Annotated in this window: 20 protein-coding genes and 2 pseudogenes; 12 read left to right on the top strand and 10 right to left on the bottom strand. The window is 71.7% G+C overall.

All coding sequences use genetic code 11. The features are described from left to right. Positions 1 to 12 precede the first annotated feature (12 nt). The gene (locus H305_RS0124125; RefSeq protein WP_028802661.1) at positions 13 to 882 is read left to right on the top strand and encodes a pyridoxamine 5'-phosphate oxidase family protein; all 870 of its coding nucleotides are present in this window, start codon (positions 13 to 15) and stop codon (positions 880 to 882) included. 349 nt (positions 883 to 1231) lie between these two features. Further along, the gene (locus H305_RS0124120; protein WP_028802660.1) at positions 1232 to 3016 is read left to right on the top strand and encodes a TIGR03767 family metallophosphoesterase; all 1785 of its coding nucleotides are present in this window, start codon (positions 1232 to 1234) and stop codon (positions 3014 to 3016) included. 80 nt (positions 3017 to 3096) lie between these two features. Here the strand turns inward: H305_RS0124120 and H305_RS0124115 are convergent, their stop codons facing one another. Further along, positions 3097 to 3663, bottom strand: a complete 567-nt coding sequence (locus tag H305_RS0124115; RefSeq protein ID WP_028802659.1) for a cysteine hydrolase family protein — start codon at positions 3661 to 3663, stop codon at positions 3097 to 3099. 517 nt (positions 3664 to 4180) lie between these two features. Between H305_RS0124115 and H305_RS0124110 the strand changes: the two genes are divergently transcribed. Together H305_RS0124110 and H305_RS0124105 are read left to right on the top strand one after the other, a co-directional pair. Continuing rightward, positions 4181 to 4618 (top strand): hypothetical protein, encoded by a 438-nt coding sequence (locus H305_RS0124110; protein ID WP_158690570.1) that lies wholly within the window; start codon positions 4181 to 4183, stop codon positions 4616 to 4618. A 41-nt stretch (positions 4619 to 4659) separates the two neighbouring features. Continuing rightward, positions 4660 to 5616, top strand: coding sequence for a hypothetical protein (locus tag H305_RS0124105; RefSeq protein WP_158690569.1), 957 nt, complete (start codon positions 4660 to 4662; stop codon positions 5614 to 5616). An 86-nt stretch (positions 5617 to 5702) separates the two neighbouring features. Here the strand turns inward: H305_RS0124105 and H305_RS0124100 are convergent, their stop codons facing one another. Further along, the gene (locus tag H305_RS0124100) at positions 5703 to 6755 is read right to left on the bottom strand and encodes a hypothetical protein (protein WP_028802656.1); all 1053 of its coding nucleotides are present in this window, start codon (positions 6753 to 6755) and stop codon (positions 5703 to 5705) included. A gap of 396 nt (positions 6756 to 7151) precedes the next feature. Beyond that, a complete protein-coding gene (gene pepN, locus H305_RS0124095) occupies positions 7152 to 9737 on the bottom strand; it encodes an aminopeptidase N (protein ID WP_028802655.1) in 2586 nt (861 codons plus the stop codon). Positions 9738 to 9884: 147 nt separating this feature from the next. Here pepN and H305_RS0124090 point away from each other — a divergent pair, with 147 nt between their 5' ends. Further along, complete coding sequence (locus H305_RS0124090; protein WP_028802654.1) at positions 9885 to 10547, top strand: DsbA family protein; 663 nt, start codon at positions 9885 to 9887, stop codon at positions 10545 to 10547. A gap of 3 nt (positions 10548 to 10550) precedes the next feature. Here the strand turns inward: H305_RS0124090 and H305_RS0124085 are convergent, their stop codons facing one another. Further along, complete coding sequence (locus H305_RS0124085; protein WP_028802653.1) at positions 10551 to 10775, bottom strand: hypothetical protein; 225 nt, start codon at positions 10773 to 10775, stop codon at positions 10551 to 10553. Continuing rightward, positions 10772 to 11262: pseudogene (locus tag H305_RS55000) on the bottom strand (glycerophosphodiester phosphodiesterase family protein); the annotation flags it as partial. The gene H305_RS0124085 and the pseudogene H305_RS55000, both read right to left, overlap by 4 nt. A gap of 42 nt (positions 11263 to 11304) precedes the next feature. Here H305_RS55000 and H305_RS54995 point away from each other — a divergent pair. Continuing rightward, positions 11305 to 12009: pseudogene (locus tag H305_RS54995) on the top strand (FGGY-family carbohydrate kinase); the annotation flags it as partial. Between the two features lie 29 nt (positions 12010 to 12038). Next, positions 12039 to 12656: a histidine phosphatase family protein gene (locus H305_RS0124070; RefSeq protein ID WP_028802650.1), complete on the top strand. Its 618-nt coding sequence runs from the start codon at positions 12039 to 12041 to the stop codon at positions 12654 to 12656. Positions 12657 to 12805: 149 nt separating this feature from the next. Here H305_RS0124070 and H305_RS0124065 read toward each other — a convergent pair whose 3' ends face one another. Continuing rightward, positions 12806 to 13447 (bottom strand): superoxide dismutase, encoded by a 642-nt coding sequence (locus tag H305_RS0124065; RefSeq protein WP_028802649.1) that lies wholly within the window; start codon positions 13445 to 13447, stop codon positions 12806 to 12808. Between the two features lie 558 nt (positions 13448 to 14005). Between H305_RS0124065 and H305_RS0124060 the strand changes: the two genes are divergently transcribed. Continuing rightward, on the top strand, positions 14006 to 14587 hold the full coding sequence (locus tag H305_RS0124060) for a biotin transporter BioY (protein ID WP_028802648.1): 582 nt from the start codon (positions 14006 to 14008) through the stop codon (positions 14585 to 14587). On the opposite strand, the gene H305_RS56090 is transcribed toward H305_RS0124060, so the two are convergent. Next, the gene (locus tag H305_RS56090) at positions 14577 to 14822 is read right to left on the bottom strand and encodes a hypothetical protein (RefSeq protein ID WP_028802647.1); all 246 of its coding nucleotides are present in this window, start codon (positions 14820 to 14822) and stop codon (positions 14577 to 14579) included. The two genes, H305_RS0124060 and H305_RS56090, sit on opposite strands and share 11 nt — an antisense overlap. 373 nt (positions 14823 to 15195) lie before the next feature. Then, entirely contained in the window at positions 15196 to 15921 is a 726-nt protein-coding gene (locus tag H305_RS0124050; RefSeq protein WP_051370891.1) for an LPXTG cell wall anchor domain-containing protein, read from the bottom strand. A 240-nt stretch (positions 15922 to 16161) separates the two neighbouring features. On the opposite strand from H305_RS0124050, the gene H305_RS54985 reads away from it, so the two are divergent. Further along, positions 16162 to 18741, top strand: a complete 2580-nt coding sequence (locus H305_RS54985; RefSeq protein WP_420708118.1) for a protein kinase domain-containing protein — start codon at positions 16162 to 16164, stop codon at positions 18739 to 18741. A 152-nt stretch (positions 18742 to 18893) separates the two neighbouring features. Here H305_RS54985 and H305_RS46890 read toward each other — a convergent pair whose 3' ends face one another. Then, positions 18894 to 20369, bottom strand: a complete 1476-nt coding sequence (locus tag H305_RS46890; RefSeq protein WP_051370889.1) for an amino acid permease — start codon at positions 20367 to 20369, stop codon at positions 18894 to 18896. A gap of 250 nt (positions 20370 to 20619) precedes the next feature. Here H305_RS46890 and H305_RS0124035 point away from each other — a divergent pair, with 250 nt between their 5' ends. Next, the gene (locus H305_RS0124035; RefSeq protein WP_028802645.1) at positions 20620 to 21108 is read left to right on the top strand and encodes a ribose-5-phosphate isomerase; all 489 of its coding nucleotides are present in this window, start codon (positions 20620 to 20622) and stop codon (positions 21106 to 21108) included. A 114-nt stretch (positions 21109 to 21222) separates the two neighbouring features. Then, positions 21223 to 22032 carry an Fpg/Nei family DNA glycosylase gene (locus H305_RS0124030; protein WP_028802644.1) on the top strand — a complete coding sequence of 270 codons (810 nt, stop codon included), beginning with the start codon at positions 21223 to 21225 and terminating at the stop codon, positions 22030 to 22032. A 52-nt stretch (positions 22033 to 22084) separates the two neighbouring features. Here H305_RS0124030 and H305_RS0124025 read toward each other — a convergent pair whose 3' ends face one another. Next, positions 22085 to 23314, bottom strand: coding sequence for a GNAT family N-acetyltransferase (locus H305_RS0124025; RefSeq protein ID WP_028802643.1), 1230 nt, complete (start codon positions 23312 to 23314; stop codon positions 22085 to 22087). 159 nt (positions 23315 to 23473) lie between these two features. On the opposite strand from H305_RS0124025, the gene H305_RS0124020 reads away from it, so the two are divergent. Continuing rightward, positions 23474 to 24649 carry a PP2C family protein-serine/threonine phosphatase gene (locus tag H305_RS0124020; protein WP_028802642.1) on the top strand — a complete coding sequence of 392 codons (1176 nt, stop codon included), beginning with the start codon at positions 23474 to 23476 and terminating at the stop codon, positions 24647 to 24649. Positions 24650 to 24727 lie beyond the last annotated feature (78 nt).

Below are 24727 nucleotides of genomic sequence, written 5' to 3'. Positions count from 1 at the left end.
CGAGGAGACGCCATGACCTATCACTCCGGGTCGCGCGCCGTGCAGGACCGTGTCGGCGTCCGTGACCTCGCCGACCACGTGGGCCGGTCCATCGGGCAGGGCATCCGGCCGGTGGCCGCAGCCTTCCTGGAGCAGCAGCCGATGCTGGTCCTCGGTGCCGCCGACCCCGGCACCGGCGCGGTCTGGGCCGCGCTGCTCACCGGCACGCCCGGCTTCGTCCGGGCCACGGGCGTCCGGCAGATCTCGGTCACGGGCGGGCTCCGGCCCGACGATCCGCTCGCGCCCGCGCTCCGCACCCCCGGGACGTCCGTCGGCACCATCGCGCTCGACCCCCGGACCCGCCGCCGCATGCGTGTGGACGGCCGTGCCAGACCCACCCCCCGCGGCCTCGCGGTCGAGGCCGACCAGGTCTTCTCCAACTGCCCGAAGTACCTGCAGAGAAGGGAGACGTACGAGACGACCGGGCGCGTCCCGGGCACCCCGCGCCGCGGCAGCCGGCTCTCGCCCGCCCAGGCGGAGTCCGTGGCGGCGGCCGACACCTTCTTCCTCGCCACGGTGCACGCACACGGCGCCGACGTCAGTCATCGCGGCGGCAACCCGGGCTTCGTCCGCGTCACCGCGCCCGGCGAGCTGCGGTGGTCCGACTATCCCGGGAACTCCATGTTCCTGTCCCTCGGGAACCTGGCGGCCGACCCGCGGGCCGGACTGCTCTTCGTGGACTGGACGGCGGGGACCACGCTCCAGCTCACCGGCACGGCCCGCACGGAGTTCGCGCCCGACGGGGAGCGGAGCGTGTGCTTCACCGTCACCGGGGTCGTCGAGACACCGGCGGCCAGCCCCCTGCGCTGGTCGGCGCCCGAGTACTCACCCGCCAACCCGTGAGCCACCGCGCCGCCCCGTGAACCTCCGCCGCCGGCCCGCGAGATCCCCGACCCCCGCCGGCCCGGCGGCGGTGGCCCCGCTTCGGGCCCCGAACCGTCCACGGCGGTCCGGAACCAGGTTCGGTACCCGGGGAGATGAACACGGAGTGACCCTCCCCGGGCCGTGCGAAGAGGGCTCGATGACCGCGCAGGGTGGTCCAAGATCCACGTACGGTGATCTGCGCCGGTCGTTGCGGCCCAGTTAACGCGCAGGTCACCCCCGGTGCCAACGATCCAGTGTGAGCGGGGAGTTCGCACGGCGGACGCCCCGCGACCACTGCCGACGCGTTCGCACTCGGGGAGACCGCGCCATGTCGCGCATACGTTCTGTCGCCGCCCTACCCGCCCTCGACCGCCGCACCCTGCTGGCCGCCACCGGAGCCGTGTCCCTGTCCGTGGGGGTCGGATTCGCCCTGCGCCCGGACGCCCCGGCGCACGCCGCCACGACCGGTCAGGAGCCCGTCGCCGACTCCCTCGCGCACACCGGGGCGAGGTCGACCGCGGTGCGCCCGCCGGCTCCCGCCGCGCCGGCCCCGTACACGCGCGGCACCACCCTGCGGTCCGTCGCCGCCCCGCGCTCCGGCTCCACCGGATACCGGCGGCTCGGCGACGGCCGCGGCTGGACGCGGATCCTGCGCGACGAGCTGGCCGCCGCCAAGTCCGGCCGCGCCGACCGGCGCACCACGCTCGCCGCGTTCGTGCAGCTCACCGACCTGCACCTGGTCGACGCGCAGCACCCGTTGCGTCTGGAGTACCTGCGCGCCCGGAACAAGAGCGCCTGGCGCCCCCAGGAGACCCTGACCGTCGCCGGCGCCGTCTCGCTCGTCGAACGGGTCAACTCGCTGCGCGGAGCCCCCGTCACCGGCTCCCCGCTGCACTTCGTCATGACCACCGGGGACAACACGGACAACAACTCCAAGACCGAACTGGACTGGTTCCTGAAGGTCATGAGCGGCGGCCGCATCACCCCCAACAGCGGCGACCCGCGCCACTACGAAGGCGTCCAGGCCAGCGGCCTCAAGACGTACTGGCAGCCCGACGCGGCGCTGCGCGACGCCGACAAGCAGCTCGGCTTCCCGCGCCTCCCGGGCTTCCTGGAGGCGGCGATCCGCGAGGTCCGCAGTCCCGGCCTGAAGCTGCCTTGGTACTCCACCGTCGGCAACCACGACGCGCTGCCGCTCGGCTGCTACGGCTCCCGCGGCGACTCCTACCTCACCGACTTCGCCGTCGGCGGGAAGAAGCTGATGTCGCTGCCCGACGCCGAGTGCACCGCCCTGGCCAAGAGCATCAAGGACGGCAGCAGCCCCAAGGGCACCGCGTTGCGGGACCTGCTCAAGTCGCACGCCCGGCAGATGCGCTCGGTCACGCCCGACGAGAACCGCGCCCCCTTCACGCCGACCGAGTATCTGCGCGCACACCTCGACCCGGCGCACACCGGCCCCGGCCCGATCGGGCACGGCTACTCCTCGGCGAACCTGGCCGCGGGCACCCAGTACTACACGTTCCGTATCGCCGAGGACGTCATCGGTGTCAGCCTCGACACCACCGACCCCGGCGGCCACTACGAAGGCTCCATCGGCACGGCGCAGCTCCGCTGGCTGGAGAGGACCCTGCGCGAGAACAAGGACTCCTACGCCGTCGTCTTCAGCCACCACACCAGCAAGACGATGCGCAACCGCCACGCCGACCCGGCCCACCCCGCCGAGAAGCGCCACGGCGGCGACGAGGTCGTCGCGCTCCTTGCGAGCTTCGCCAACGTCCTGGCCTGGGTGAACGGTCACACCCACAAGAACGAGATCATCCCGCACGCCGTGCCCGGCAACCGCTCCTTCTGGGAGATCTGCACCGCCTCCCACGTCGACTTCCCCCAACTCGCCCGCGTCATCGAGCTGGTGGACAACAAGGACGGCACGCTCTCGCTCTTCACCACACTCGTCGAGTCCGCGGCCCCGCACGCCACGGACTTCTCCGACCTCAGCCAGACCGGGCTGGCGGCGCTCTACCGGGAGCTCTCCTTCAACGCGCCCGGAGCCCGCACCGACCTGTCCGGCGCCTCCCGCGACCGCAACACGGAGCTCGTCCTCAAGAAGGGCTGACCCGCGAGGCCGCACCCGGATCCGTCCGCGGGCCGACCCGCCCGGCCGCACCCGGAGCGTCCGGTCTCACGGCGCTCCGGTCAGGCGGTGCCGGCCGATGCGAAGCTCACCTCCGCCGTGACGACGGTGTCGCCCCGGCGGCCGGGTGCGTTCTGCTCCGCCCAGTAGAGGTTGGTGTGGGAGATCACCAGGGCGGGGGCCGGTGCGCCGTACTCGGTGAGGTCCTCCGTCGTGTGGGCGTCGGCGACCAGCGTCACGTCGTATCCCCGGACGAAGCCGCCGTGGAGGGTGGAGCGGATGCACGCGTCGGTCTGGGCGCCCGTGACGACGAGACGGCCCACGCCCAGTCCGGCGAGCAGCGCCTCCAGCCCGGTGGCCTCGAACGAGTCGGCGTAGAGCTTGTGGACCAGGGGCTCGGTGTCGTGGCGGACCAGCTCGGGCACGTACTGCCAGCTCTCGCCGCCTTTCTTGAGATGGTCGTCGGAGTGCTGGACCCAGATCACCGGCGCGCCCTCGGCGCGGGCCCTGGCGGCCAGGGCGTCGATGTTGGCGATCACGCCGTCGCGGTCGTGGCAGCCTTCCATCACGCCGTTCTGGACGTCGATGACGAGCAGTGCGGTGTTCGGGCGGCCGGGAAGCGTCGTCACGGGCCTCTCCTGTCTCTTCGGTCCTGCCTCAGTCGTGCCTGTCCTCGCGTGGGCATCACGGTAGAGGGGGCCACCGACAACGCGGACGGGTCCGGGCGTGCCGGTGGAACCGGCCATGTTCCACGGGTGGAATTACGCCAATTCCAGTTCCGCTTCACCGCTTTCACTCAGCCGGATTTCTGCATTCCGGCCCGAAAGTCCGTGGCGGGCCCATTCCGCTTGCGCGACCGCCCGTCCGTCGCGGGTCGCGGGCGTCAACTGTGAGCCCTGTTTCGCATGTTCTCGGTGTGGTTAGAGTGATCAGGTGTCCGGCGGCCCTGACCAGGCCGTGACCAGCCGGACTCCATGACGGGGGTGTGCCGTGCCTTCTCTCTCCCTTTTCTCTTCCGCACCTGTTCCTTCCGTACGTCCTTCTTCCGTGTCCCTTCGTTCCGTAGCCCCGCCTCTCCCCCTTCTCTCTTCCCGTGCAGGCCGACACCCCCGCACCTGACGAAAAGAAAAGAGCTGAGAGGAACCCGTGAGAAATACACGCCTGTTGATCCCGTCGCTCGCCGCCGCGCTGCTCGCGATACCGGTGGCCTCGGCCTCCCCGGCCTCCGCCGACGTCGCCCCGGCCGCGCCGACCCACCGCTGCTACGACCGCATGGCCTGCTTCTACTACAACAGCAACCAGCAGGGAGCCCTGGCGACGATCGGGAACGGCGGCTACAACCTGGACGGCGAGGTGTTCAAGCCCGGCACGGGCCCCGGAGCGGGCACGCGGCTGGAGGACCACGCCGCGTCCTGGGACAGCCGTACCCGCAACACCGCCTTCTGCGTCCACCGCGACCGCTGGTGGAAGGGCCCCTACAACTCGCTCAAGCCGCAGGGCCGCAAGAACCTCACCTCGGCGCTGAAGAACAAGAACTCCTCCACGAACTGGTACCCCCGCCACGAGGACGGCTCCGGCCACTGAGGCCACCGCAACCCACTGACCAGGAAAGGAACCCCCCACCCATGCGTGCAAGAACAGCTTCCCTGGCGGCCGCGGCCTCGATGGCGGCATTCGCCCTGACCGCCTGCGCGGGACACGGCGCCGACGGCTCCGGCTCCGGCCCGGACGGCGCCGCCGACCGGCGGACGAAGGTGCAGGCCTCGGTGGTCCGCACCGTCGCCCGTATGACCCTGCCCCTGGACGCCTACCAGCTCTCGCCCGAGGAGTACGAACGGAGCCGGCAGGCCACCTGGGCGCTCGTAGGGCCGTGCATGGTCGACCTCGGGTTCAAGGACTTCACCTTCCGGCCCGCGCCCGTCGCCGACGGCCTCGAAGCGCACGAGGACCTCCGCTATGGCACCTACAACGTCACCGAGGCCGCCAAGTACGGCTACCGGCCCGCCTTCGCGCAGACCACCTCCCTCGCCCGCGACGGCGAAGTGGGCGGCGAGGAACCCGAGTTCAGCCCCGCGGAGGAGGCCGCGCTCGACGGCTACCAGGCCGGTCGCACCGCTGCTCCGAAGCGGGTGACCAGGACCGCGGCGGGGGAGACGATCCCCAAGGACGGCTGCTACGGACAGGCCCTCGCCGAGGTCACCGGCGGGCAGGCCGACACGTACCTCGACGACACCCTCGTGGAGGAGCTGGACGGCCAGTCCTACGAGAAGTCCCTCACCGACCCGAAGACCCGGGCGGCCTTCGCGGCCTGGTCGGTGTGCATGAAGGGCAAGGGCTTCGCGTACGCGTCGCCGATCGACGCGAACAACGATCCCCGGTGGACCGGCGACAAGCCGTCCCGGGCGGAGATCGAGACGGCCACCGCCGACACCCTGTGCAAGGAGGAGACCGGCCTGCTCGGCATCTGGCACGGCGCCGAGACCGCCATCCAGAAGGACCTCGTCTCCTCGCACAGGCAGGAACTGGCGCCCGTGCGCGACATGAAGACCGCCACCGTCGCCAACAGCGAGAAGTCCCGCTAGGGGGGGCGGGGCACCCGCACGCGAGGAGGGGCCGCCGGCAGCCCGGCGGCCCCTCCTCCCCCTCCGGACACCGACTCCGGTCGTCACTACCGGGGCAGCACCACGACATAGGCCGCGGGTTCGCGGTCGCTCGACGCCATCAGAGCGGTGCGCACCACCGTGGCCTGCTGCTCCGTCGAGTCGCGGAGCTTCCTCGGCGTGATGTGGACGACGGTGATGCCGAGGCGCTCCAGATGCTCGCGCTTGCGGGCGTACTCGGACCACAGCGCGTCCTCGTCCTGGCGGGGCGCGCGGGTGTCCAGCTCCAGCGCGACCGCCTGCTCCGGCCAGTAGGCGTCCAGACCGCCCAGATGGGGACCGCCCGGCAGCCGCAGATCCACGTTCCAGACCGGGTCGGGCAGCCCGTGTTCGCGGACCATCCGGTACAGGCGCTGCTCGGCGATGGCGCGGCCCTCGGCGAGCAGCGCGTCCACCGCGTCCACCACATGCGGGCGGCTCAGCAGTCGTGCCTGCGTCAACTCCCGTACCACGACGGCCGGGTCGCAGTGGCCGTCGCGCACCGCCTCCGTCAGCAGGCGGCGTACGGCGCCCGCGTCGGGCAGTTCGGCGACCGCGTCGGCGAGGGCGCGGGGGACGGGCGCGACCGGGACACCGGTGATCCAGGATCCGCCGGGCAGGGAGGGCATGCGGACGATGCGGGCGCAGCCCGTGGAGCGCAGCCGGCGCAGGCGGGGGACGAGGACGTCGATCCGGTCGAGGGACGGCAGGGGCGGAGCCGACGAGAAGCCGTGCAGGGTGAGTGCCGCCAGTCCCGTGATCAGCGCGTCCGCGTAGGGCTGGGGGGCGTGCGGCTCCTCGGCGCCGGGCTGTGCGGGGATGGTGTGCGCGGTGGCGGGTGCGGGGGAGCGGGCGGCGTAGAGCAGGACCGCGTGCAGGCGCTCCTCGGAGGTGGGCGGGCCGGGGTGCAGCAGGAAGACGCCGGGGAGGATCTGCTGCCAGGGGCCGCCGGGGCGGCACTGTCCGTTGGCCTCGGCGGCGGTCACGCCGTGGCTGCGCAGTTGTGCGGAGGTCAGGACCCGCCGCTGTGCGTCGGACAGGTGGTGCAGGGGGCGGGGGGAGAGCGGGGTGTTGTGGTTCATGCCCCGGGGTTTCCCGCCCTGGAGCCGCCCTCTAACCGCTGTTACACGCCCGTCGACAAATGCAGACAAGGGCGCCCTAAAGTACGGACGTTCGACTGCCGAAAGGCGCAGGTCCGGGCGGGAAGTAATACGGGTTACGGCTCTGAATACCTGTATTTCGTAACCACCTGGTGCCGCCCATCGGACAAGCGGAAGGATCGACTCGCACAGCGTTGCGCGGAACGCCCGTGCGACCGGAGGTGCCGGTGCGGCCGGAGGCCGGTACGACCGAGGGCACCGGCCGGAGCCGGTGCCCTCACGATGCCGTGCCGTGCGGCGGGCGGGTGACGGGCCCGCCGGATCACCTCCGCCGGATCACCCTCGTCGGAGCCGGCGCGCCCGAGCCGGGCGCCGGGCTCAGCCCGCCGCGGCGATGTCGCACGCCTGACCGCGCAGCGTCCGGGCCAGGTCGTCCCGCGCCTCCAGGACCAGCCGCCGCAGCGCCGGTGCCGCGTCCTCGTGCGCCGCCAGCCACGCGTCCGTCGCGTCCAGCGTGTCCTGCGAGTCCCGCAGCGCGGGGAACAGGCCCTTCACGACGTCCATGCCGATCTGGATGGACCGCTCGGCCCAGACACGCTCGATCGACGCGAAGTACTTCGCCGCGTACGGGGCGAGCGTCGCGCGCTGGGACGGCTGCATGAAGCCCGCGATCGTCGCCTCGACGAGCGCGTTGGACAGCGAGTCGGACTCGACCACCGCCGCCCAGGCCTGCGCCTTCACCGCCGCCGAGGGGCGCGCCGCCAGGCAGCGGACCTGGTGGCGCTTGCCGGACGCGGTGTCGTCACGGGCGAGTTCGGCGGCCAGCACCGACTCGTCCGCGACACCGTGCGCGGCCAGCGGTTCCAGGAACGCCCAGCGCAGCTCCTGATCGACGTCCAGTCCGTCGATCTTCGCCGTACCCCCCAGCAGGCCCTCGAGCAGCTGGAGATCGGCCTCGCCGGACGCGACGTTCGCGAAGAAACGGGCCCAGGTGAGCTGGTGCTGGCTGCCCGGCTCGGCGAGCCGCAGTTCCTTCAGCGCGCCCTCGGTGAGCAGCCGACCGCCCTCAGTGCGCCAGTCCGGCGCCGCGTAGTGGGTGAGCGCGGAGTTCGCCCAGGCGTGCAGCATCTGGAGCACACCGATGTCGGACTCGCGGCCCGCGAACCGCAGGACCAGGTCGATGAAGTCGCGGGCCGGCATCAGCGCGTCGCGCGTCATGTTCCACAGCGCCGACCAGCACAGGGCGCGCGCCAACGGGTCCGTGATCTCGCCGAGCCCGTCCCGCAGGGTCGCCAGCGAACCCTCGTCGAACCGGATCTTGCAGTACGTGAGGTCCTCGTCGTTGACGAGGACGAGCTCGGGCGCCTCGGCGCCGGCCAGTTCGCCGACGACCGTGCGCGGCCCGTGGACGTCGATCTCGGCGCGCGCGTACCGCACGAGCGGGCCGTTCCCGTCATCGCGCCGGTACAGGCCCACCGCCACCCGGTGCGGGCGCAGTTCGGGGTGCGACTCCGGGGCCTCCTGGACGATCGCCAGCTCGGTGACGCGCCCCTCGGAGTCCAGGATCACCTGCGGGGTCAGGGAGTTGACGCCCGCGGTCTGGAGCCAGGAGCGCGCCCAGCCGGCCATGTCCCGTCCGCTCGTCTCCTCCAGGGCCGTCAGCAGGTCGCCCAGGCGGGTGTTGCCGTAGGCGTGGCGCTTGAAGTAGCGGCGGGCGCCGTCGAGGAAGGCGTCCTGGCCCACGTACGCCACCAGCTGCTTGAGCACGGAGGCACCCTTGGCGTACGTGATGCCGTCGAAGTTGAGCTTGGCGTCCTGGAGGTCGCGGATGTCGGCCGTGATCGGGTGGGTGGACGGCAGCTGGTCCGCGCGGTACGCCCAGGCCTTGCGCCGGTTGGCGAAGGTGATCCAGGCGTCCGTGAAGCGGGTCGCGCCGACGTTGGCGAACGTGCCCATGAAGTCGGCGAAGGACTCCTTCAGCCACAGGTCGTCCCACCACACCATGGTGACGAGGTCGCCGAACCACATGTGCGCCATCTCGTGCAGGATGACGTTCGCCCGGCCCTCGTAGGAGGCCTGTGTCACCTTGCCGCGGAAGATGTACTCCTCGCGGAAGGTGACGAGACCCGGGTTCTCCATGGCACCGAGGTTGTACTCGGGCACGAACGCCTGGTCGTACTTCCCGAACGGGTACGGGTAGTCGAAGTGGTCGTGGAAGAAGTCCAGGCCCTGCTTCGTCACCAGGAACACGTCGTCGGCGTCGAAGTAGGGGGCGAGGCCCTTGCGGCACATGGCGCCGAGGGGGATCTCCAGCGTCGTGCCGTCATCGAAGGTCCGCGTGTAGCGGTCGGTCACGTAGTGGTACGGACCGGCGACGACCGCGGTGATGTACGTCGAGATCGGCTTGGTCTCCGCGAACTTCCAGAGCCCGTCCGAGAGTTCACCGGCGCCGTTGCTCCAGACCGTCCACCCCTCGGGGGCCCGCACCTCGAAGCGGAACGGAGCCTTGAGGTCCGGCTGCTCGAAGTTCGCGAAGACACGGCGCGAGTCCGCGGGCTCGTACTGCGTGTACAGGTACACCTCGCCGTCCTCGGGGTCGACGAAGCGGTGCATGCCCTCACCGGTGCGCGAGTACGCGCACTGGGCGTCGACCACCAGCTCGTTCTCCACGGCCAGGTCCTCCAGCTGGATCCGGGAGCCGTCGAAGACCTCCCCCGGGTCGAGGTCCTTCCCGTTGAGCGAGACCGAGGTCACGCTCGGTGCGATCAGGTCGGCGAAGGCGGCGGCGCCCGGCTCGGCGCACCGGAAACGGATGGTGGTGACCGAGCGGAACGTGCGCGGCACCCCCTCGGCCCCCGCCTCCCCGACGGCCGAGCGCAGGTCGAGGAAGACCGCGTAGCTGTCGACGGACAGCAGCGCCGCCCGCTCCTGGGCCTCGTCGCGGGACAGGTTCTCACCGGGCACGGGTTGCACTCCTTCGGACGTCTCGGTGCGCTTCGGACATGGCGCAACAGCACCGATCCTGCCATGTGCCCCTGACCGTCGACACCCGGGAATGAGGCGGCGCGGGTCCCTGTTGCAGGTTCGGAGAACCCCTTCCTGAGGAGAGCCATGTCCGAGACCGCGACCACGTCCGCGAAGACCCCCGTCGACTTCTGGTTCGACCCGCTCTGCCCCTGGGCCTGGATGACCTCGCGATGGGTGCTGGAAGTGGAGAAGGTCCGCGACATAGAGGTGCGCTGGCACATCATGAGCCTTGCGGTGCTCAACGAGAACCGGCTCGACGAGCTGCCCGAGGAGTACCGGGACATGCTCGCGACCAAGGCGTGGAAGCCGGTGCGCGTGGTCACCGCGGCCTGGCAGAAGCACGGCGCCGACATCCTCGGCCCGCTCTACACCGCGCTCGGCACCCGCATCCACAACGACGGCGAGGGCCCGACCCTCGAGGCGATCGCCGGCGCCCTGGCGGACGTGGGCCTGCCCGCCGACCTCATCGACTACGCCGACCAGGAGGACTTCGAGTTCGACTCCGAGCTGCGCGCCTCCCACAAGGAGGGCATCGAGAAGGTCGGCCAGGACGTCGGCACCCCGGTCATCGCCGTCCCCGGCGCCGACGGTGAGCAGATCGCCTTCTTCGGCCCGGTCGTCACGCCCGCCCCCAAGGGCGAGGAGGCCGCCAAGCTCTGGGACGGCACCCTCCTCGTCGCCTCGGTTCCGGGCTTCTACGAGATCAAGCGGACGCGCACGGCCGGTCCGGACTTCAGCAACCTCTGAGCCTCACTCGGGCGCGGCGGCCTCCTCCCGGAACTCCTCGGGCAGGAGGCCGCGGTCGCTCTTCTTGTCGTAGCGCTGGTAGGTCCGGCAGCCGGGCGCGGTGCAGCGCCAGTAGTCGTCGACGTACCGGATCCCCTTGTCCTTGCGCACCGCTTCCTTCTCGGCGTCGTCCAGACGACGGAAGTCCTGCATCGTGCCGCAGGTCGGACAGGACTTGCTCTTGGTCATGAGCCCCTCCTCGCGATCACCGCCAGGTCCGGGAAGTCGGTCACCACCGCGCCGACCCCCAGCCCGTAGTACAGCGCGTACTCCGCGAAGGCGTCACCGAAATCATTGGCTCCGGTACCGCGACGGAAGTCGGCCGGCAGGAACTGGTTCTCCGCCCGGTAGGTGTACGGACCGATCCGCAGGCCGGCCGCGTGGGCGTCCGCCACGAGCGAGGTGGGTGCGCCGAGCCGGCCGTCCGGGCCCACCGGGACGAGCGCCGTCTTGTCGGGCCGATCCAGTCGGCGTACTCCGCGATCCTCGCCAGACCGGCCGGCGTCATCATGTCCTTGTACGTCGTCGGGTCCCCGGCGGACACCAGGTCGTAGGGTCCGCCCGTGGTCCCCAGCGCCTGCCAGAGCGGCACACCGAGCCGCTGGTCCGCGACGCGCTTCAGGCTGGTCGGTTCGAAGGACTGCACGACGCCCGCGGCCTCCAGGCAGTGCCGGGCCGCGAACCCGATGCCCTCGCAGGTCGCGCGGACGAGGTCCGCCTTCGGGGCGCGGCCCCGCGGCCGGTGCGGGACGCCACCGGCGTGGTCTAACCACCGTGCGCCGGACGGGGGATGGCTGCCGGGCGGCGCGTCGAGCGTCGGTGCCGGTGCGCTCGCCGTGTACTTCCCCGACGCCGACCCCGCCGTCCTGGACCGGGCCGCCGCCGCCCACGAACCCGCGTCCGTCATCGCCTATCCGCTGGCCTCACCCGGCGAACGTTTTCCCTTCCTCGCCCCCGAGGCCACCGCCTTCGTCCTCGGCAGCCCCGCCTCGGACGCGGACCTGTGGGCCGCCCTGCTCCAGGGCGTCGGTTTCGCCGAGCGTCTCTGCCTGGACACCCTGCACTCCCTCGGAGCCCCCATGGACGGCACGCTCACCTTCACGGGCGGCGCCGCCCGCAGCCCGTACTGGAACCAGCTCCGCGCCGACATCCTCGGCCGCCCCGCCCACATCCCCGAGGAGACCGAGCCCGCCCTGGGCATGGCCGCGCTGGCCGCCCACGGCACAGGCGCGGCGTCCACTCTCGCCGGGGCGGCCGACCGGATGGTCCGGGTCCGCACGGTCGTCACCGCCCGGCCCGCACCGCGCTGTTCGCCGCGTCCTACGCACGACTGGTCGCGGAACTGGAGCGGCGCGGCTGGCTGACCGCCTCCGTCGCCGCGCACGCGCGCTCGCGTCTCGACCTCGGCGGTACGGGCTCATGAACGCGTCCTGGCCTGGATACTGCGGGCTCATGAGGACCACGAGCACGACCTTGCTGCTGGCCCGGCACGGGCAGACCGTCTGGCACGCCGAGAACCGCTACGCCGGAGTGAGCGACGTCGCCCTCACCGACGAGGGGCGCGCCCAGGCGGAGGCCCTCGGGCGCTGGGCCGCCGCCCACCCCGTCGACGCCATCTGGACCTCGACCGTGCCCCGCGCCATCGCCACCGCCGGTCCCGCCTGCCGGGTCCTCGGCCTCACTCCGCACCGCGAACCGGCCCTGCGCGAATGCGACTTCGGCGTCGTGGAGGGCCGTACGCTCGCCGAGTTCGAGGCCGAGAACCCGCAGCGCGCGAAGGCCTTCCGGACGGATCCGGTGTCGTACCCCTTCCCCGAGGCGGAGGACCCGCGCACGGCCGCGGCCCGCGGCACGGACGCCCTGCGCCGCGTCGCCGCCGCCCACCCCGGCGAGCGCGTCCTGGTCGTCGCCCACAACACCCTGCTCCGCCTGGTGCTGTGCTCCCTCCTGTCCGTCCCGCTGAGCGAGTACCGCCGCGTCTTCCCGCAGCTGCGCAACGCGGCGGTCAGCGAACTCCGCTTCGAGGACGGACGAGCCGCCCTGCTGTCGCTCAACGTCCCCTGCGGCTGAGTGGCCGGCCCGCCCGCGTCAGCGGCGGTCGGCCGGTGCCCCGGGACGGAGGAGCCCCCGCGAGTCACGTCCTCGCGGGGGCTTCCCGTTCATCGGCCTGCCACGTGAAGGGTGAGAAGACGATCACGAGCAGGACGCTTCATACCGGCTCAGCGGGCCGGCAGCAACACGTCGGCGCGAGACGTGGCCGCTTCGTGACGCCGGGCCACGTCCTGCCAGTTCACGACCTGCCACATGGCCTCGATGAAGTCGACCTTCTGGTTCTTGTACTGGAGGTAGAACGCGTGCTCCCAGGCGTCGAAGACGAGGAGCGGCACCGCCCCCTGGCCGACGTTGCCCTGATGGTCGTACACCTGCTCGACGATCAGGCGCCCGCTGAGCGGCTCGTGGGCGAGGACGCCCCAGCCCGAGCCCTGCGTGGTCGCGGCGGCCTTGGTCAGCTGGGCCTTGAAGGCGGCGAAGGAGCCGAACGACTCGGTGATGGCATCGGCCAGGCCGCCCACGCCGTCCGCGGCGAGCGGTTCGCCGCCGCCCTCGCCCGTCATGTTGTGCCAGTAGATCGAGTGCAGGATGTGGCCGGACAGATGGAAGGCCAGATTCTTCTCCAGGCCGTTGACCGAGCCCCACGCCTCCTTGTCGCGCGCTTCCGCGAGCTGCTCCAGCGTGTCGTTGGCGCCCTTCACATAGGCCGCGTGGTGCTTGTCGTGGTGCAGCTCGATGATCTCGGGGCTGATCACGGGGGCGAGCGCGGAGTAGTCGTACGGAAGTTCAGGGAGCGTGTAGACGGGCATGGCGGGTCCCCTCCGACCTCTTATTGCAAAGGACTTGCAACTGCAAGCTAGCAGCAAGAGGGTGGATGCGCGTGCGTGGGCGCGCCGAAGGGCCCTCGCACGGGATCCGTCCTCCGCGCGAGGGCCCCTCGGCGATGCGCGCTGACGCGGGCGGCAGGCGGCCGCGCCGACTCGTCGCAGGTCGACGTGGCGACGCGACGAGAGGTTCCGGGCCTGGGCAACCATGTGCTCGACGAGAAGTTCCGGGCCTGGGCAACCATGTGCTCGAAGCCGGCACAGCTGGCCGCGGCTGCACAGACGGCGATCGACGGGCGAGACGGCGAGAAGCGGCCGGCACGTTTGGCGGGACCCTACAGACGTCGGGCGCCGCGTCCTCGTAGGCCAGGCCACTTCACCTCAGTGACCCGTATCACGTCGTACTCGGTGTAACCCTCACTCTTTGTCCGGAGCCCACCAAGTCCCCGTTCCAGCCTTTGTCGAGCGCTGACGGTGATCGGCTCGAGGGCGCTGGGATAGCGTCACCGTGTCCCGAATCTGCCCGCACCCGCCGGAGTCCCCATGAGCACCGCTGCCGTCACGACCTCCCGCCCCGGCGAGGTCCTCGCCGATCTGCTGCCTTCCTCCCGTGTCCGGGATGCCGCCCTCGTGATCGGCGGTGCCGCGCTCACCGGGCTCGCCGCCCAGATCTCGGTGCCCGTGCCGGGCTCCCCGGTGCCGGTGACCGGCCAGACCTTCGCGGCGCTCCTCGTCGGCACGGCGCTCGGCGCCCGCCGCGGCTTCCTGTCCCTCGCGGTGTACGCGCTCGTCGGCATGGCCGGCGTGCCGTGGTTCGCCGGCGGCAGCTCCGGTGCCGGTGCCCCGTCCTTCGGCTACATCCTCGGCATGCTGCTGGCGTCCACCGTCGTGGGTGCCCTGGCCCGGCGCGGCGCCGACCGTTCCGTGCTGCGCATGGCCGGCACGATGCTCCTCGGCGAGGCGATCATCTACGCCGTCGGCGTGCCCTATCTGGCCCTCGCCACGGGCATGTCGGCGAGCGCGGCCGTCGCGGCGGGCCTCACCCCCTTCCTGATCGGTGACGCCCTCAAGGCCGCCCTGGCGATGGGTGTGCTGCCCACCGCCTGGAAGCTCGTCAAGCGGTGACGTCCGGCCGGCTCCGGCCGGTGACGTCGTAGTTCCTGCGGAAGAGGTTCGCCGGGTCGTGCTGAGAATTCGGCCCGGCGAGCCTCTCGTGCGTCGCGGGGCCGTACAGGCCTCGGGTGCGGTCGCCCGCCCCGAACGCGACGTTGAGCGCCCGCCCGGTCGTCCACGGGACGAGGCGCTCGAACGCCGGGTCCGGCGGACCGCGGGCCTGCTCCGGTTCCGCCGTCGCCGGCAACCGGGTCGGCCACGGCCGCGTCGGAGACGACCGGCCCGTCGTACAGCCGGGCCACCGGCGCCAGGCCGATCTCCAGCCCGGTGATCGCGCCGACGTTGTGGCCGCCGCCGGGCAGCGCCCAGTACAGGTCGGGGCACGACTACCGGGTCACCCGGCGCAGCCGGCTGTCGGCCGCGACCACCTCCGGCGACCGCACATGATCGGCCGCGTACCCGAACTCCCGCGCCAGGAAGCCGAGTCAGCGCGGACGCGGGCAGGCACCGGCCTTTCCGGGGGCGCGGAAACGGTCCAGGTACCGCCACTTGGCGGGAGCGCGACGCGGGCCGGGTGCCGTACTCGGCGCCCGGCCCGCGTCGCGCTCCGCCGCGTCCCGTCAGGACTGCTGCTGCCGCCTGCGCGGACGGTGGGCCCACCACAGTCCCGCCGCTCCCGCGGAGATCAGTGCGGCACCCGCCATGCCCAACGGCACGACCTCACTGCCGGGTCCCGTCTTCGGCAGCCGGTCGCCGCCGGGCGCCACCGGCTGGTTGTCGGTGCCGAGCAGCAGCGGGGTGGCGGGGGCGTTGGGCGACGGGTTCGTCGTCCCGAACGGCACGGGACCCTGCTGCCAGTACGTCTTCTTCCCGTCGCTCGTCTGGACCGGGAGGCAGATCTTCCCGGTCTTGCTCGTGTCGAACGTCGCGTCCACGGCGTACGACTTCGACTTCCCGGCCGCGAGACTGCCGACCGAACAGACGAAACCACTGTTCGAACCGTCGGGCAGATCCTTGTCGGCCATGGCGTCGCAGCCTTTGACGCCCTTGACCTCGAGGCCGTCGAATCCGACCACCAAAAGCCTGATCTGGCCGCTCTCCTTGGTCCCTTCATTCTTTACCGTGGCCGTGATAGCCGTCTTATGCGTGCTGTTGTCGACCGAGATCTTCTCCGGCAGAAGCGTCATCACCTTGACACCGGCCGGCGCCTCGTCAATTGCCTTTCCCCCCTTGCTGCTCCCCGGTCCCTGGTCGTCCGCGACGGCGGTGAAGGAAAGGATCATCACGGCCGAGAAAGATGCCGTGAGCAGCGATCCCGCGATGGTCGTCGTGCGACGAGAACTCATGTTCGTCCCCCTTGGCTGCGCCTGAATTCGCAGTACTTGAAGAGGTACCACAAGATTTCTCCGCACTATGCTGGTACGGCCTGAAGTGTGACCATTGTGTTTCCATTGTGGCGGGCGGGTGTGACTGATGTTGAGGGGGTGCGGGGATTGTCGGCGAACGTGCAGGGCGGTGTCCCGGGATTACTGGTGACGGGGCGTTATCGCCTGGTCGAAAGCATCGGACAGGGGGGAATGGGGCGGGTGTGGCGAGCCGCCGACGAAATGCTCGACCGGCAGGTCGCGGTCAAGGAAATGCGCATCGACGGACTCGACGCCGAGGACACCCGCACGCGCCGCGAACGCACACTGCGCGAAGCCAGGGCCACCGCCCGGATCGACCATCCCAACGTGGTGCGCATCTACGACGTGGTGGACGAGGGCGAGCGGCTGTGGATCGTCATGGAACTGGTCGCCGGGCGCTCCCTCGAACAGATCGTGGTGCGGGACGGGCCGCTCGACGAGCGTGAGGCGGCCCGGATCGGGCTCGAACTCGTGGCGGCCCTGCGCCAGGTGCACGCCGGGGGAGTGCTGCACCGCGACATCAAACCGGGCAACGTGCTCGTCGAACACCAGGGGCACCGCCGCGTCGTCCTCACCGATTTCGGCATCGCCGCCCTGCAGGACGCTGAGGCGCTCACCATGGTCGGGATGCTGGTCGGTTCCCCCGACTACATGGCGCCCGAGCGCATCTCCGGCCGGCCCCAGGGACCGCCCTCCGACGTCTGGTCGCTGGGCGCGACACTGTGCGCGGCCCTCGGCGGAGGTTCCCCCTTCTCCAGGTCCACCACCTTGGCCACTTTGCACGCCGTGTTGTACGAGGAGCCCGAACTCCCGGCGGCCGCAGGCGACTTGCGGGACGTGCTGGCCGCCCTCCTGGACAAGGAACCGGATGCCCGGCCCGGCCTGGAAGAACTGGAGGCGGCGCTCGGACGCATCGTACGGCCCGCGTACGACGTCGACCGCGAGGCCGAGTTCGCGTCCCGTGAGGAACTGGTGCCCGGCACGACGCCCGTGCCGGAGGCGGGATCCGGGCCCGACCGGACGTCGGCACCGGGGAGCGGACAGCGGCCCGGGACGGGGCCCGCGTCCGCGACCGCGCGAGGACCTGAGGTCGAGACGGTGCCCGAGTACGACTTCGAGCCCGGGGCCGTGTCCGGGCCCGACCCGACGCTCGTGGCCGGACCGGACCCCTCTCGGCCCGGACCCGGCGTGGCTACCGGGGCCGGGGCAAGTGCGGACCCCGTGCCCGAACCGGACATGGCCCCGGTGGCCGGGTCCGATCCCGTGCCTGGCGCGGTCTCCATATCGGACACGGACGCGGACGCGGACACGGAGCCCCGGCCCGATCCGGCGCCCGGGTCCGGGCCTTCCGCAGGGCAGGCCCGGCAGCCGTCCGCCGGCCGGGTCCCGGGGCCCGCTGCCGAGCCGCCCGTCGCCCCCACCCCGGCACCGGCTGCCGAGGTGTCCGCCGCGACGTCCGCCTCCGGCCCGGATCCTGTGTCCGAGCCGTCCGAGCCGTCCGAGCCGTCCGTACCGCCGGTCCCGGGGCCGGCGGAAGGCGAGTCGTCCTTCCCGCCCGAGCCGGGCCGCGACGCACCGGAAGCCGTGCCTTCGGCGCCCGGACGGGTCCCGCCGACCCGTGAGGAACCGGCGCACGACACCCGTGACATCCACGGGACACGGAGGATCCCCCGGGAGAAGCCGACTCCCGCGCTGCTCGACGCCCAGCTGATACGCGCGGCACGACGGCACCCCTCGGACCTGCCCGAGGCCGTTCCGCCACCCGTGCACGACGCGGTACCGGTGCCGCGCACCCCGGTGCGCAAGAGTTCTCTCGACTTCACGAAGCCCCCCTCGGAGCGTCCGCCCGCCGAGGTTCCCGCCCCTGCCCCCGTTCCCGTCCCGACGCCCGTCCCGGAGCCGTCGTCCCACTCCGAGGCCCGGAACGCGTCCACCGAAGTGCCCTCGGAGCTGCGTGCGGAGCCCGGCTCGGAGATCCCCTCCGGGGGCGTCCCCGAGGCGTCGGCGCGGGCGGTGACGGAGGCCGCGCTGCCGACGGCGCCCTCGCCCGGCGGCATGCCGCCGGGCGAAATCTCCGGCCCCGGGGTGCCGTCGGGCTCCGGCGCGGCCGGCGGCGCGCGCCGCGGCGGGCGGCGCGTCGGGCTGCTCGCCGCCGGCGCGGTGGCCGCCGCGGGACTCGTCGTCTGGATCGTCGTCGCAGGGTCGGGCGGACCGCCGGGCGACCGGACCGGGGCGTCCGGCTCCTCCGGTCCGGCCGTCACCGCCGGTGGCAACGGCGGACCGTCGCCCCGGACGTCGTCCTCGCCCACCGTCGAGGGCACGTCCCGCCCGCCCAGCCTGCCTCCGGGAGCGCACCGGGAGGCGGGCGGCTACGGGTGGGCGACGCCGAAGGGCTGGCGGCGTGATGTGAAGACGGGTTCGGAGGTGCACTACACCTCGCCCGACGGCACCCAGGAACTGGCGGCCAAGTCCTCGCTGGCGAAGGGGGATCTGATGGACACCTGGCAGACCTCGGAGCGCAACGCCCGCGAGGGGCGGGACTACCGGAAGATCCGTCTGGAGGAGACGGTGTTCCAGGGCCGGCCCGCGGTCGTCTGGGAGTACACGTTCACGCTCAAGGGCGAGCACTGGCACGCGCGGCTGCTCGGCTTCGACGAGAGCGGGAAGTCGTACCAGATCAACACCTGGTACCAGCCGGGGGTCGAGGCGCGGGCCCTCAGGACGTACGACAAGGTCAAGGAGAGCTTCACCGTGCTGTGAGGGCCGGATGCCGCGAACGCGCGGTGTCATGGACACCGGGAGCCTCGCCCGCGAAGGGCCGCGACCGCGAGGCGCCGCGGGTGCCGGGTGCCGGGAACACGAGAGGGGAGGGAGCCCCGCAGGACTCCCTCCCCTCGCCGCGGGGGACGGGGCTAGCCGACGGACACCTTGTCCGCCTCGGCCTCGACGGCGGGCGCCGGGCGCTTGCCGCGGACCTTCTCCTTGACCAGGGCGATCACGATCACGACCGCCGCGACCAGCAGGGACAGCAGGACGGTCGTCCGTCCGCTGCTCTCGCCCTCGGTGTCGGTGAGCATGTAGCCGAGGACGAAGACGATCAGCGCGGCGGTCGCCCAGGTCAGGTACGGGTACAGCCACATCTTCACGACGAGCTTCTCGGGCGCCTCGCGCTGGATGATCTTCCGCATGCGCAGCTGCGAGAAGCAGATGACGAGCCAGACGAACAGGGCCACGGCGCCGGAGGAGTTCACCAGGAAGAGGAAGACCGAGTCCGGGAACTTGTAGTTGAAGAAGACGGCGACGAAGCCGAAGACGACGGAGACGACGATCGCGGCCGTCGGCACACCGCGCGAGGTGGTCTTCGCGAAGGCCTTGGGCGCGTCCCCGCGCTGGCCGAGCGAGAAGGCCATGCGGGAGGCCGTGTAGAGCCCGGAGTTGAGACAGGACAGCACCGAGGTCAGCACGATGAAGTTCATGATCTGACCGGCGTGCGCGATGCCGAGGGAGTCCAGGGCCGCGACGTAGGAGCCCTTCTCCTTGATGGAGGGGTCGTTCCAGGGCAGCAGGGAGACCACGATGAGGATCGAGCCGAGGTAGAAGACGCCGATACGCCAGATGATGCTGTTGGTCGACTTGGTGACCGCCCGCTGCGGGTCCTCGGACTCGCCGGCGGCCAGCGTCGCGATCTCGCTGCCCATGAAGGAGAAGACGACGAGCAGCACACCGGTCAGGATCGTGCCCGGACCGTTGGGCAGGAAGCCGCCGTGGTCGGTGAGGTTGCCGAACGAGGCCTTGTCGCTGTCGGCGCCCGGCAGGATTCCGAGGACGGCGAGCGCACCGACGACGATGAAGCCGCCGATCGCCACGACCTTGATACCGGCGAACCAGAACTCGAACTCGCCGTAGGACCCCACGGACACCAGGTTGGTGGCGGTGAGGACGACCATCACGATGAGGGCCCAGCCCCACTGGGGCACCGCAGGGATCCAGCCTTCGAGGATCTTGGCGCCGGCGGTGGCCTCCACGGCCAGCACCACCACCCAGAAGAACCAGTACAGCCAGCCGATCGAGAAGCCGGCCCAGCGCCCGAGGGCGCGGTCGGCGTGTGCCGAGAAGGAGCCCGAGTTCGGGTTCGCGGCGGACATCTCTCCGAGCATCCGCATCACGAGCACGACGAGCGTGCCGACGAGGGCGTAGGACAGGAGGATGCCGGGTCCTGCGGTGGCGATGCCGGTGCTGGAGCCGACGAAGAGTCCGGCTCCGATGACACCGCCGATGGCGATCATCGAGAGGTGACGGTTCTTGAGACCGGCCTGGAGGCCACCACCGGGTTCTCCGGGGCCTCCGGGGCCGTGTGAGGCCTTCGTGGGGGTCGGCTGCGAGGTCATGGAGGGGATTTCCTTTGCGCCGGGTGAGCGTTGCTCCGTACGAGCGGCGTACGGATCGGCCCAGTGAATCGGAGGCAAAGGAATTCGTGAACCTTTGAATCCAAATTGTTACTTGAGGTTTACTTGAGGATCTGTGGTCTTGCTCATATTTTTAGAGGTCGACGGTAAGCGTTGCGAGTGCGAAATGGCGGCCGGGTGAAGGGTGGCACCCGGCTCTGCTGCCCCGGTGCCGCCGTGTCACACTCGGTCCATGCGCGTGTATCTCGGCTCGGACCATGCCGGCTTCGAACTCAAGAATCACCTCGTCGAGTGGCTCAAGGCCGCCGGCCACGAGCCCGTGGACTGCGGGCCCCACATCTATGACGCCCAGGACGACTACCCGCCCTTCTGCCTGCGCGCCGCGGAGCGCACGGCCGCGGACTCCGAGGCCCTCGGCATCGTGATCGGCGGCTCCGGCAACGGCGAGCAGATCGCGGCGAACAAGGTGAAGGGCGTCCGTGCCGCCCTCGCGTGGAGCGAGGAGACCGCGTCCCTCGGCCGCCAGCACAACAACGCCAACGTCGTGGCCGTCGGCGCCCGCATGCACACGCAGGAGGAGGCGACGAAGTTCGTCGAGACCTTCCTCGGCACGCCCTTCTCCGGCGACGAGCGCCACATCCGTCGCATCGACATGCTGTCGGTCTACGAGACGACGGGCGACCTGCCCCCGATCCCGGCCCACCACCCGCAGCAGGACTGACGTGTGACGGGGGGGCACCGCGCCCCCCGTCCGAGGTGACCTCACCGCCGACCGGACGGGCGGGAGTCGGGCCCCGGGACGGAGCCCCGGGCGGCAGGAGAGGATGCGGCCACCGTGCCAGAGGGGCACACCATCCACCGGCTGGCGCAGGACTACGCCGACCGTTTCGCCGGCATGCCCACCCGGGTGAGCAGCCCGCAGGGCAAGTTCTCCGACGCCGCCGAACTGCTGACCGGAGCGGAACTCACCCGTACCGAGGCCCACGGCAAGCACCTGTTCCTCGGCTTCCGCGACACCGACTGGGTCCACATCCACCTCGGCCTCTTCGGCAAGGTCGGCTTCGGTGACGCCCCCGCGCCCCCGCCCACCGACACGGTCCGCCTCCGCCTGGCGAACGAGGCCGCGTACGTCGACCTGCGCGGCCCCACCACCTGCGCGCTGATCACCGACGTCGAGAAGCGGGCGATACACGACCGCCTGGGCCCCGACCCGCTGCGCCCGGACGCCGACCCGGCGGCCGCGTACCGCCGGATCTCCCGCAGCCGTACGACGGTCGCCGCGCTGCTCATGGACCAGAAGGTCGTCGCCGGCGTGGGCAACGTCTACCGCGCGGAGGTCCTCTTCCGGCACGGAATCGACCCCTACCGCGCAGGCAGGGACCTCACCGGCGCCGAGTGGGACGCGATCTGGGCCGACCTCGTGGGCCTCATGCGCGAGGGCGTCCGCAACAACCGCATCGACACGGTCCGCCCGGAGCACACCCCCGAGGCGATGGGCCGCCCGCCGCGCGTCGACGACCACGGCGGCGAGGTCTACGTGTACCGCAGGGCGAACCTGCCCTGCCACATCTGCGGCGGCGAGATCCGCACCGCCGGTCTGGCCGCCCGCAATCTGTTCTGGTGTCCCACCTGCCAGACCCGCTGACGGCGCGACCGCGCGCCGGACCCGGTGGGCACGGCGTGCGCCGGGAGCGCGGTCAGAACCCGTGCGGCAGCCAGGGCGCGACCGCCGAGGAGAACGCGACGGACGCCTCCGTCAGGGCGCCCTGGCGCAGTTCCCGCACCCGGCCGGCCGCCCCGAGCGAGACCAGGGACACCCCGCCGAGATAGGCCGCCCCCAACTCCCGTACGGACAGGGCGAGATCGGCGGTGTCCTCGGTGCGTACGCAGGAGGCGCCCTTCGCGTCGCCCGTGAGCCGCCAACGCCCCTCGTTCCAGGGGCAGAACGCGTCCTCGACCTCGAACACCACGTCCACCGGCGCCTGATAGGTCCGTACCTCCAGCGCGGCGCCGACGTCGACCAGCCGCACATGCAGAGAGTCCTTCACCCGCAGGCCGCAGCGCCGGATGTCGGACACCATGTGCTGCCACTCCTCGTCGACGGGACGGCCCCGGGTGTGCAGCCCGGTCGTCAGGTCGATGCCGAAGAGGAACCGCCACAGCGCGGCACGGGCCGCCGGGTCGAGCCCCTCGACGTCCTGCACCAGCACCGTGCCGTCGTGGCCGGACGGTCCCCAGGCGGGCTTGACCCGGAAGCGCGTGTAGCCGACGACCTCGCCGTCCCGCTCGGCGACCACGCACTGCAGGGGCGAGGCCCCGTCGCGGTCGCTCTCCGGGTCGAGCAGTCCGACCCGCTCCCAGCCGGGCTGCCGGGCCAGCATGCCCGGACGGGTCGGCACGAGTCGCGCGTACACCGCCTCGCACGCGTCCAGGACATCTGCGGGCGCCTCGTAGCGCAGCCGTACGCCGTCGGTGCCGGGCGGCACGGACAGCCGTACCCGGCCGGTGTCGATCTCGGCCCTGATCTGGAAGGTGCCGATGCCGTAGCCGAACCGGCCGTAGATGTCCGGCTCCGACGCGGTCAGGACGGCGAGCGGTTCGCCCGCGGCGTGGATGTCGTCGAGCTGGCGCCGCATCATCGCCGTCAGCACCCCGCGCCGCCGGTGCGTGGCCGCGACGCTGACCATCGTGACGCCCGCCGCCGGCACCAAGGCGCCGCCGGGGACAGTCATCCGGAAGGAGAAGGCGCCCGCGGTGCCCACGCACCGCTCTTCTTCCCACACTCCCAGCGAGCGGTCGCACTCGGTGAGCGCGTCCCAGAGCTCGCGCTCCTCCGTGGCCTCCTGCACGCCGCTGAACGCGCGGATCAGGGTCTCGTACCACGTGTTCCACTCGCTCTGCCGCAGCACCCGCACGTCAGTCGTCATGGCCCATGAGTACCAGGGCAATGCGGTACGAGCGAGGGAATTTCGGCCGAAGCGGGGGCCGCTCGCGGTGATGTTATCTGTGAAGTTCAGCGCTCGGACGGGGGACAAGTGGGACCTCCCGTGCCAAGCACCTGGTCCGATGGATAGGGTCCCGAACTAATGGCAGCAGGACGAGAGCGGCGCGCGGAAGCCGATACGTTCACGGCCCGGTTGAAGAAGCAGTGGCACCGGGCCCGCACAGGGCTGCGCAGATCCGCTGTCGACTACTTCCGCGGGGACGGCTCTGACTGGATCGCGCTGGCCGGCCTGCTGCTCACGGTCCCCGTGATCGCCTCCACGACGCTGGTGAACTCGGTGTGGTGCTCACCGGCCGCCCTGGTCCTGCCGATCGTGGCCGGCGGACTGCTGCTGCGCCCGGCCAGTCTCCTCGGCCTGTACGCGGCCGCCGCCACCGCGCTGATAGTGGAGTCCGTGCAACTGGGCCCGTACACCGAGGGCCCGTCCCGGGTGACGCCGGGCGTGGTCCTCGTCGTCGCCGCCTGCGGCTTCTTCGGTCTGCTGATCGCCCAGTTCCGCAGCCGGGTGGGCGTCCCCTGGCGGCGCGGCGGCACGATGCTCTTCGACCTGCGCGAACGCATCCGGGTGCAGAGCAAGCTGCCGAAACTCCCGCTGGGCTGGCACCGCGAGATGGCGCTGCGTCCGGCCGGGGGACAGTCGTTCTCCGGGGACTTCGTGGTCGCGGCCCGGACGAACGGGGGCCGCACCCTGGAGGTCGTGCTCACCGACGTCTCCGGCAAGGGCATGGACGCGGGCTCCCGCGCGCTGCTGCTGTCGGGAGCCTTCGGCGGCCTCCTCGGTTCGCTTCCGCCGCACGCCTTCCTCCCCGCGGCCAACGGCTATCTGCTGCGCCAGGACTGGGACGAGGGCTTCGCGACCTCGATCCACCTGGTCCTCGACCTCGACTCCGGCGACTACGAACTCTTCTCCGCCGGGCATCCGCCGGGCCTGCAACTGAGCGCGGGCAGCGGCCGGTGGGAGGAGAAGGCCGCCGAGGGGCCCCTGCTGGGCGTGTACGACGGCGCCCAGTTCGACCCGGTGAAGGGCTCGCTGCGCCCCGGCGACGTGCTGATGCTGTTCACCGACGGCCTGGTGGAGACCTCCGACCGGGACATCGTCGAGGGCATCGACCGGCTGACCGGTGAGGCCGACCGCTATGTGGCGGGCGGCTTCCACGGCGCTGCCTGGCACCTCATCGAGGCGGTGGCCAGGGACGTCAACGACGACCGCGCCCTCCTCCTGATCTGCCGCGAGGGCCCGGCTCCGGCGCGGGCCTGACCCGCCGCGCGAGCCCACTGGGCCGCGGGTCCGATCCACCGCGCGGGCCCGGCCTCCCGTGCCGTGGGTTCTTCGTCC

Source organism: Streptomyces sp. 142MFCol3.1 (assembly GCF_000424945.1).
Classification (GTDB): Bacteria; Actinomycetota; Actinomycetes; order Streptomycetales; family Streptomycetaceae; genus Streptomyces; species Streptomyces siamensis.
The sequence above is the reverse complement of the archived record's forward strand: the minus strand, read 5'-3'. Positions and strand labels throughout refer to the sequence as shown.

Bases quoted from the DNA above. Each gene is read 5' to 3' on its own strand.
- H305_RS0124090 (WP_028802654.1), top strand. From the start codon at position 9,885: ATGTCCGAGACCGCGACCACGTCCGCGAAGACCCCCGTCGACTTCTGG.
- H305_RS0124060 (WP_028802648.1), top strand. From the start codon at position 14,006: ATGAGCACCGCTGCCGTCACGACCTCCCGCCCCGGCGAGGTCCTCGCC.
- H305_RS0124100 (WP_028802656.1), bottom strand. From the start codon at position 6,755: ATGAACCACAACACCCCGCTCTCCCCCCGCCCCCTGCACCACCTGTCC.
- H305_RS0124120 (WP_028802660.1), top strand. From the start codon at position 1,232: ATGTCGCGCATACGTTCTGTCGCCGCCCTACCCGCCCTCGACCGCCGC.
- H305_RS0124035 (WP_028802645.1), top strand. From the start codon at position 20,620: ATGCGCGTGTATCTCGGCTCGGACCATGCCGGCTTCGAACTCAAGAAT.
- H305_RS0124085 (WP_028802653.1), bottom strand. From the start codon at position 10,775: ATGACCAAGAGCAAGTCCTGTCCGACCTGCGGCACGATGCAGGACTTC.
- H305_RS0124020 (WP_028802642.1), top strand. From the start codon at position 23,474: ATGGCAGCAGGACGAGAGCGGCGCGCGGAAGCCGATACGTTCACGGCC.
- H305_RS0124125 (WP_028802661.1), top strand. From the start codon at position 13: ATGACCTATCACTCCGGGTCGCGCGCCGTGCAGGACCGTGTCGGCGTC.
- H305_RS0124025 (WP_028802643.1), bottom strand. From the start codon at position 23,314: ATGACGACTGACGTGCGGGTGCTGCGGCAGAGCGAGTGGAACACGTGG.
- H305_RS46890 (WP_051370889.1), bottom strand. From the start codon at position 20,369: ATGACCTCGCAGCCGACCCCCACGAAGGCCTCACACGGCCCCGGAGGC.
- H305_RS0124065 (WP_028802649.1), bottom strand. From the start codon at position 13,447: ATGCCCGTCTACACGCTCCCTGAACTTCCGTACGACTACTCCGCGCTC.
- H305_RS0124070 (WP_028802650.1), top strand. From the start codon at position 12,039: ATGAGGACCACGAGCACGACCTTGCTGCTGGCCCGGCACGGGCAGACC.
- H305_RS0124050 (WP_051370891.1), bottom strand. From the start codon at position 15,921: ATGAGTTCTCGTCGCACGACGACCATCGCGGGATCGCTGCTCACGGCA.
- H305_RS0124105 (WP_158690569.1), top strand. From the start codon at position 4,660: ATGCGTGCAAGAACAGCTTCCCTGGCGGCCGCGGCCTCGATGGCGGCA.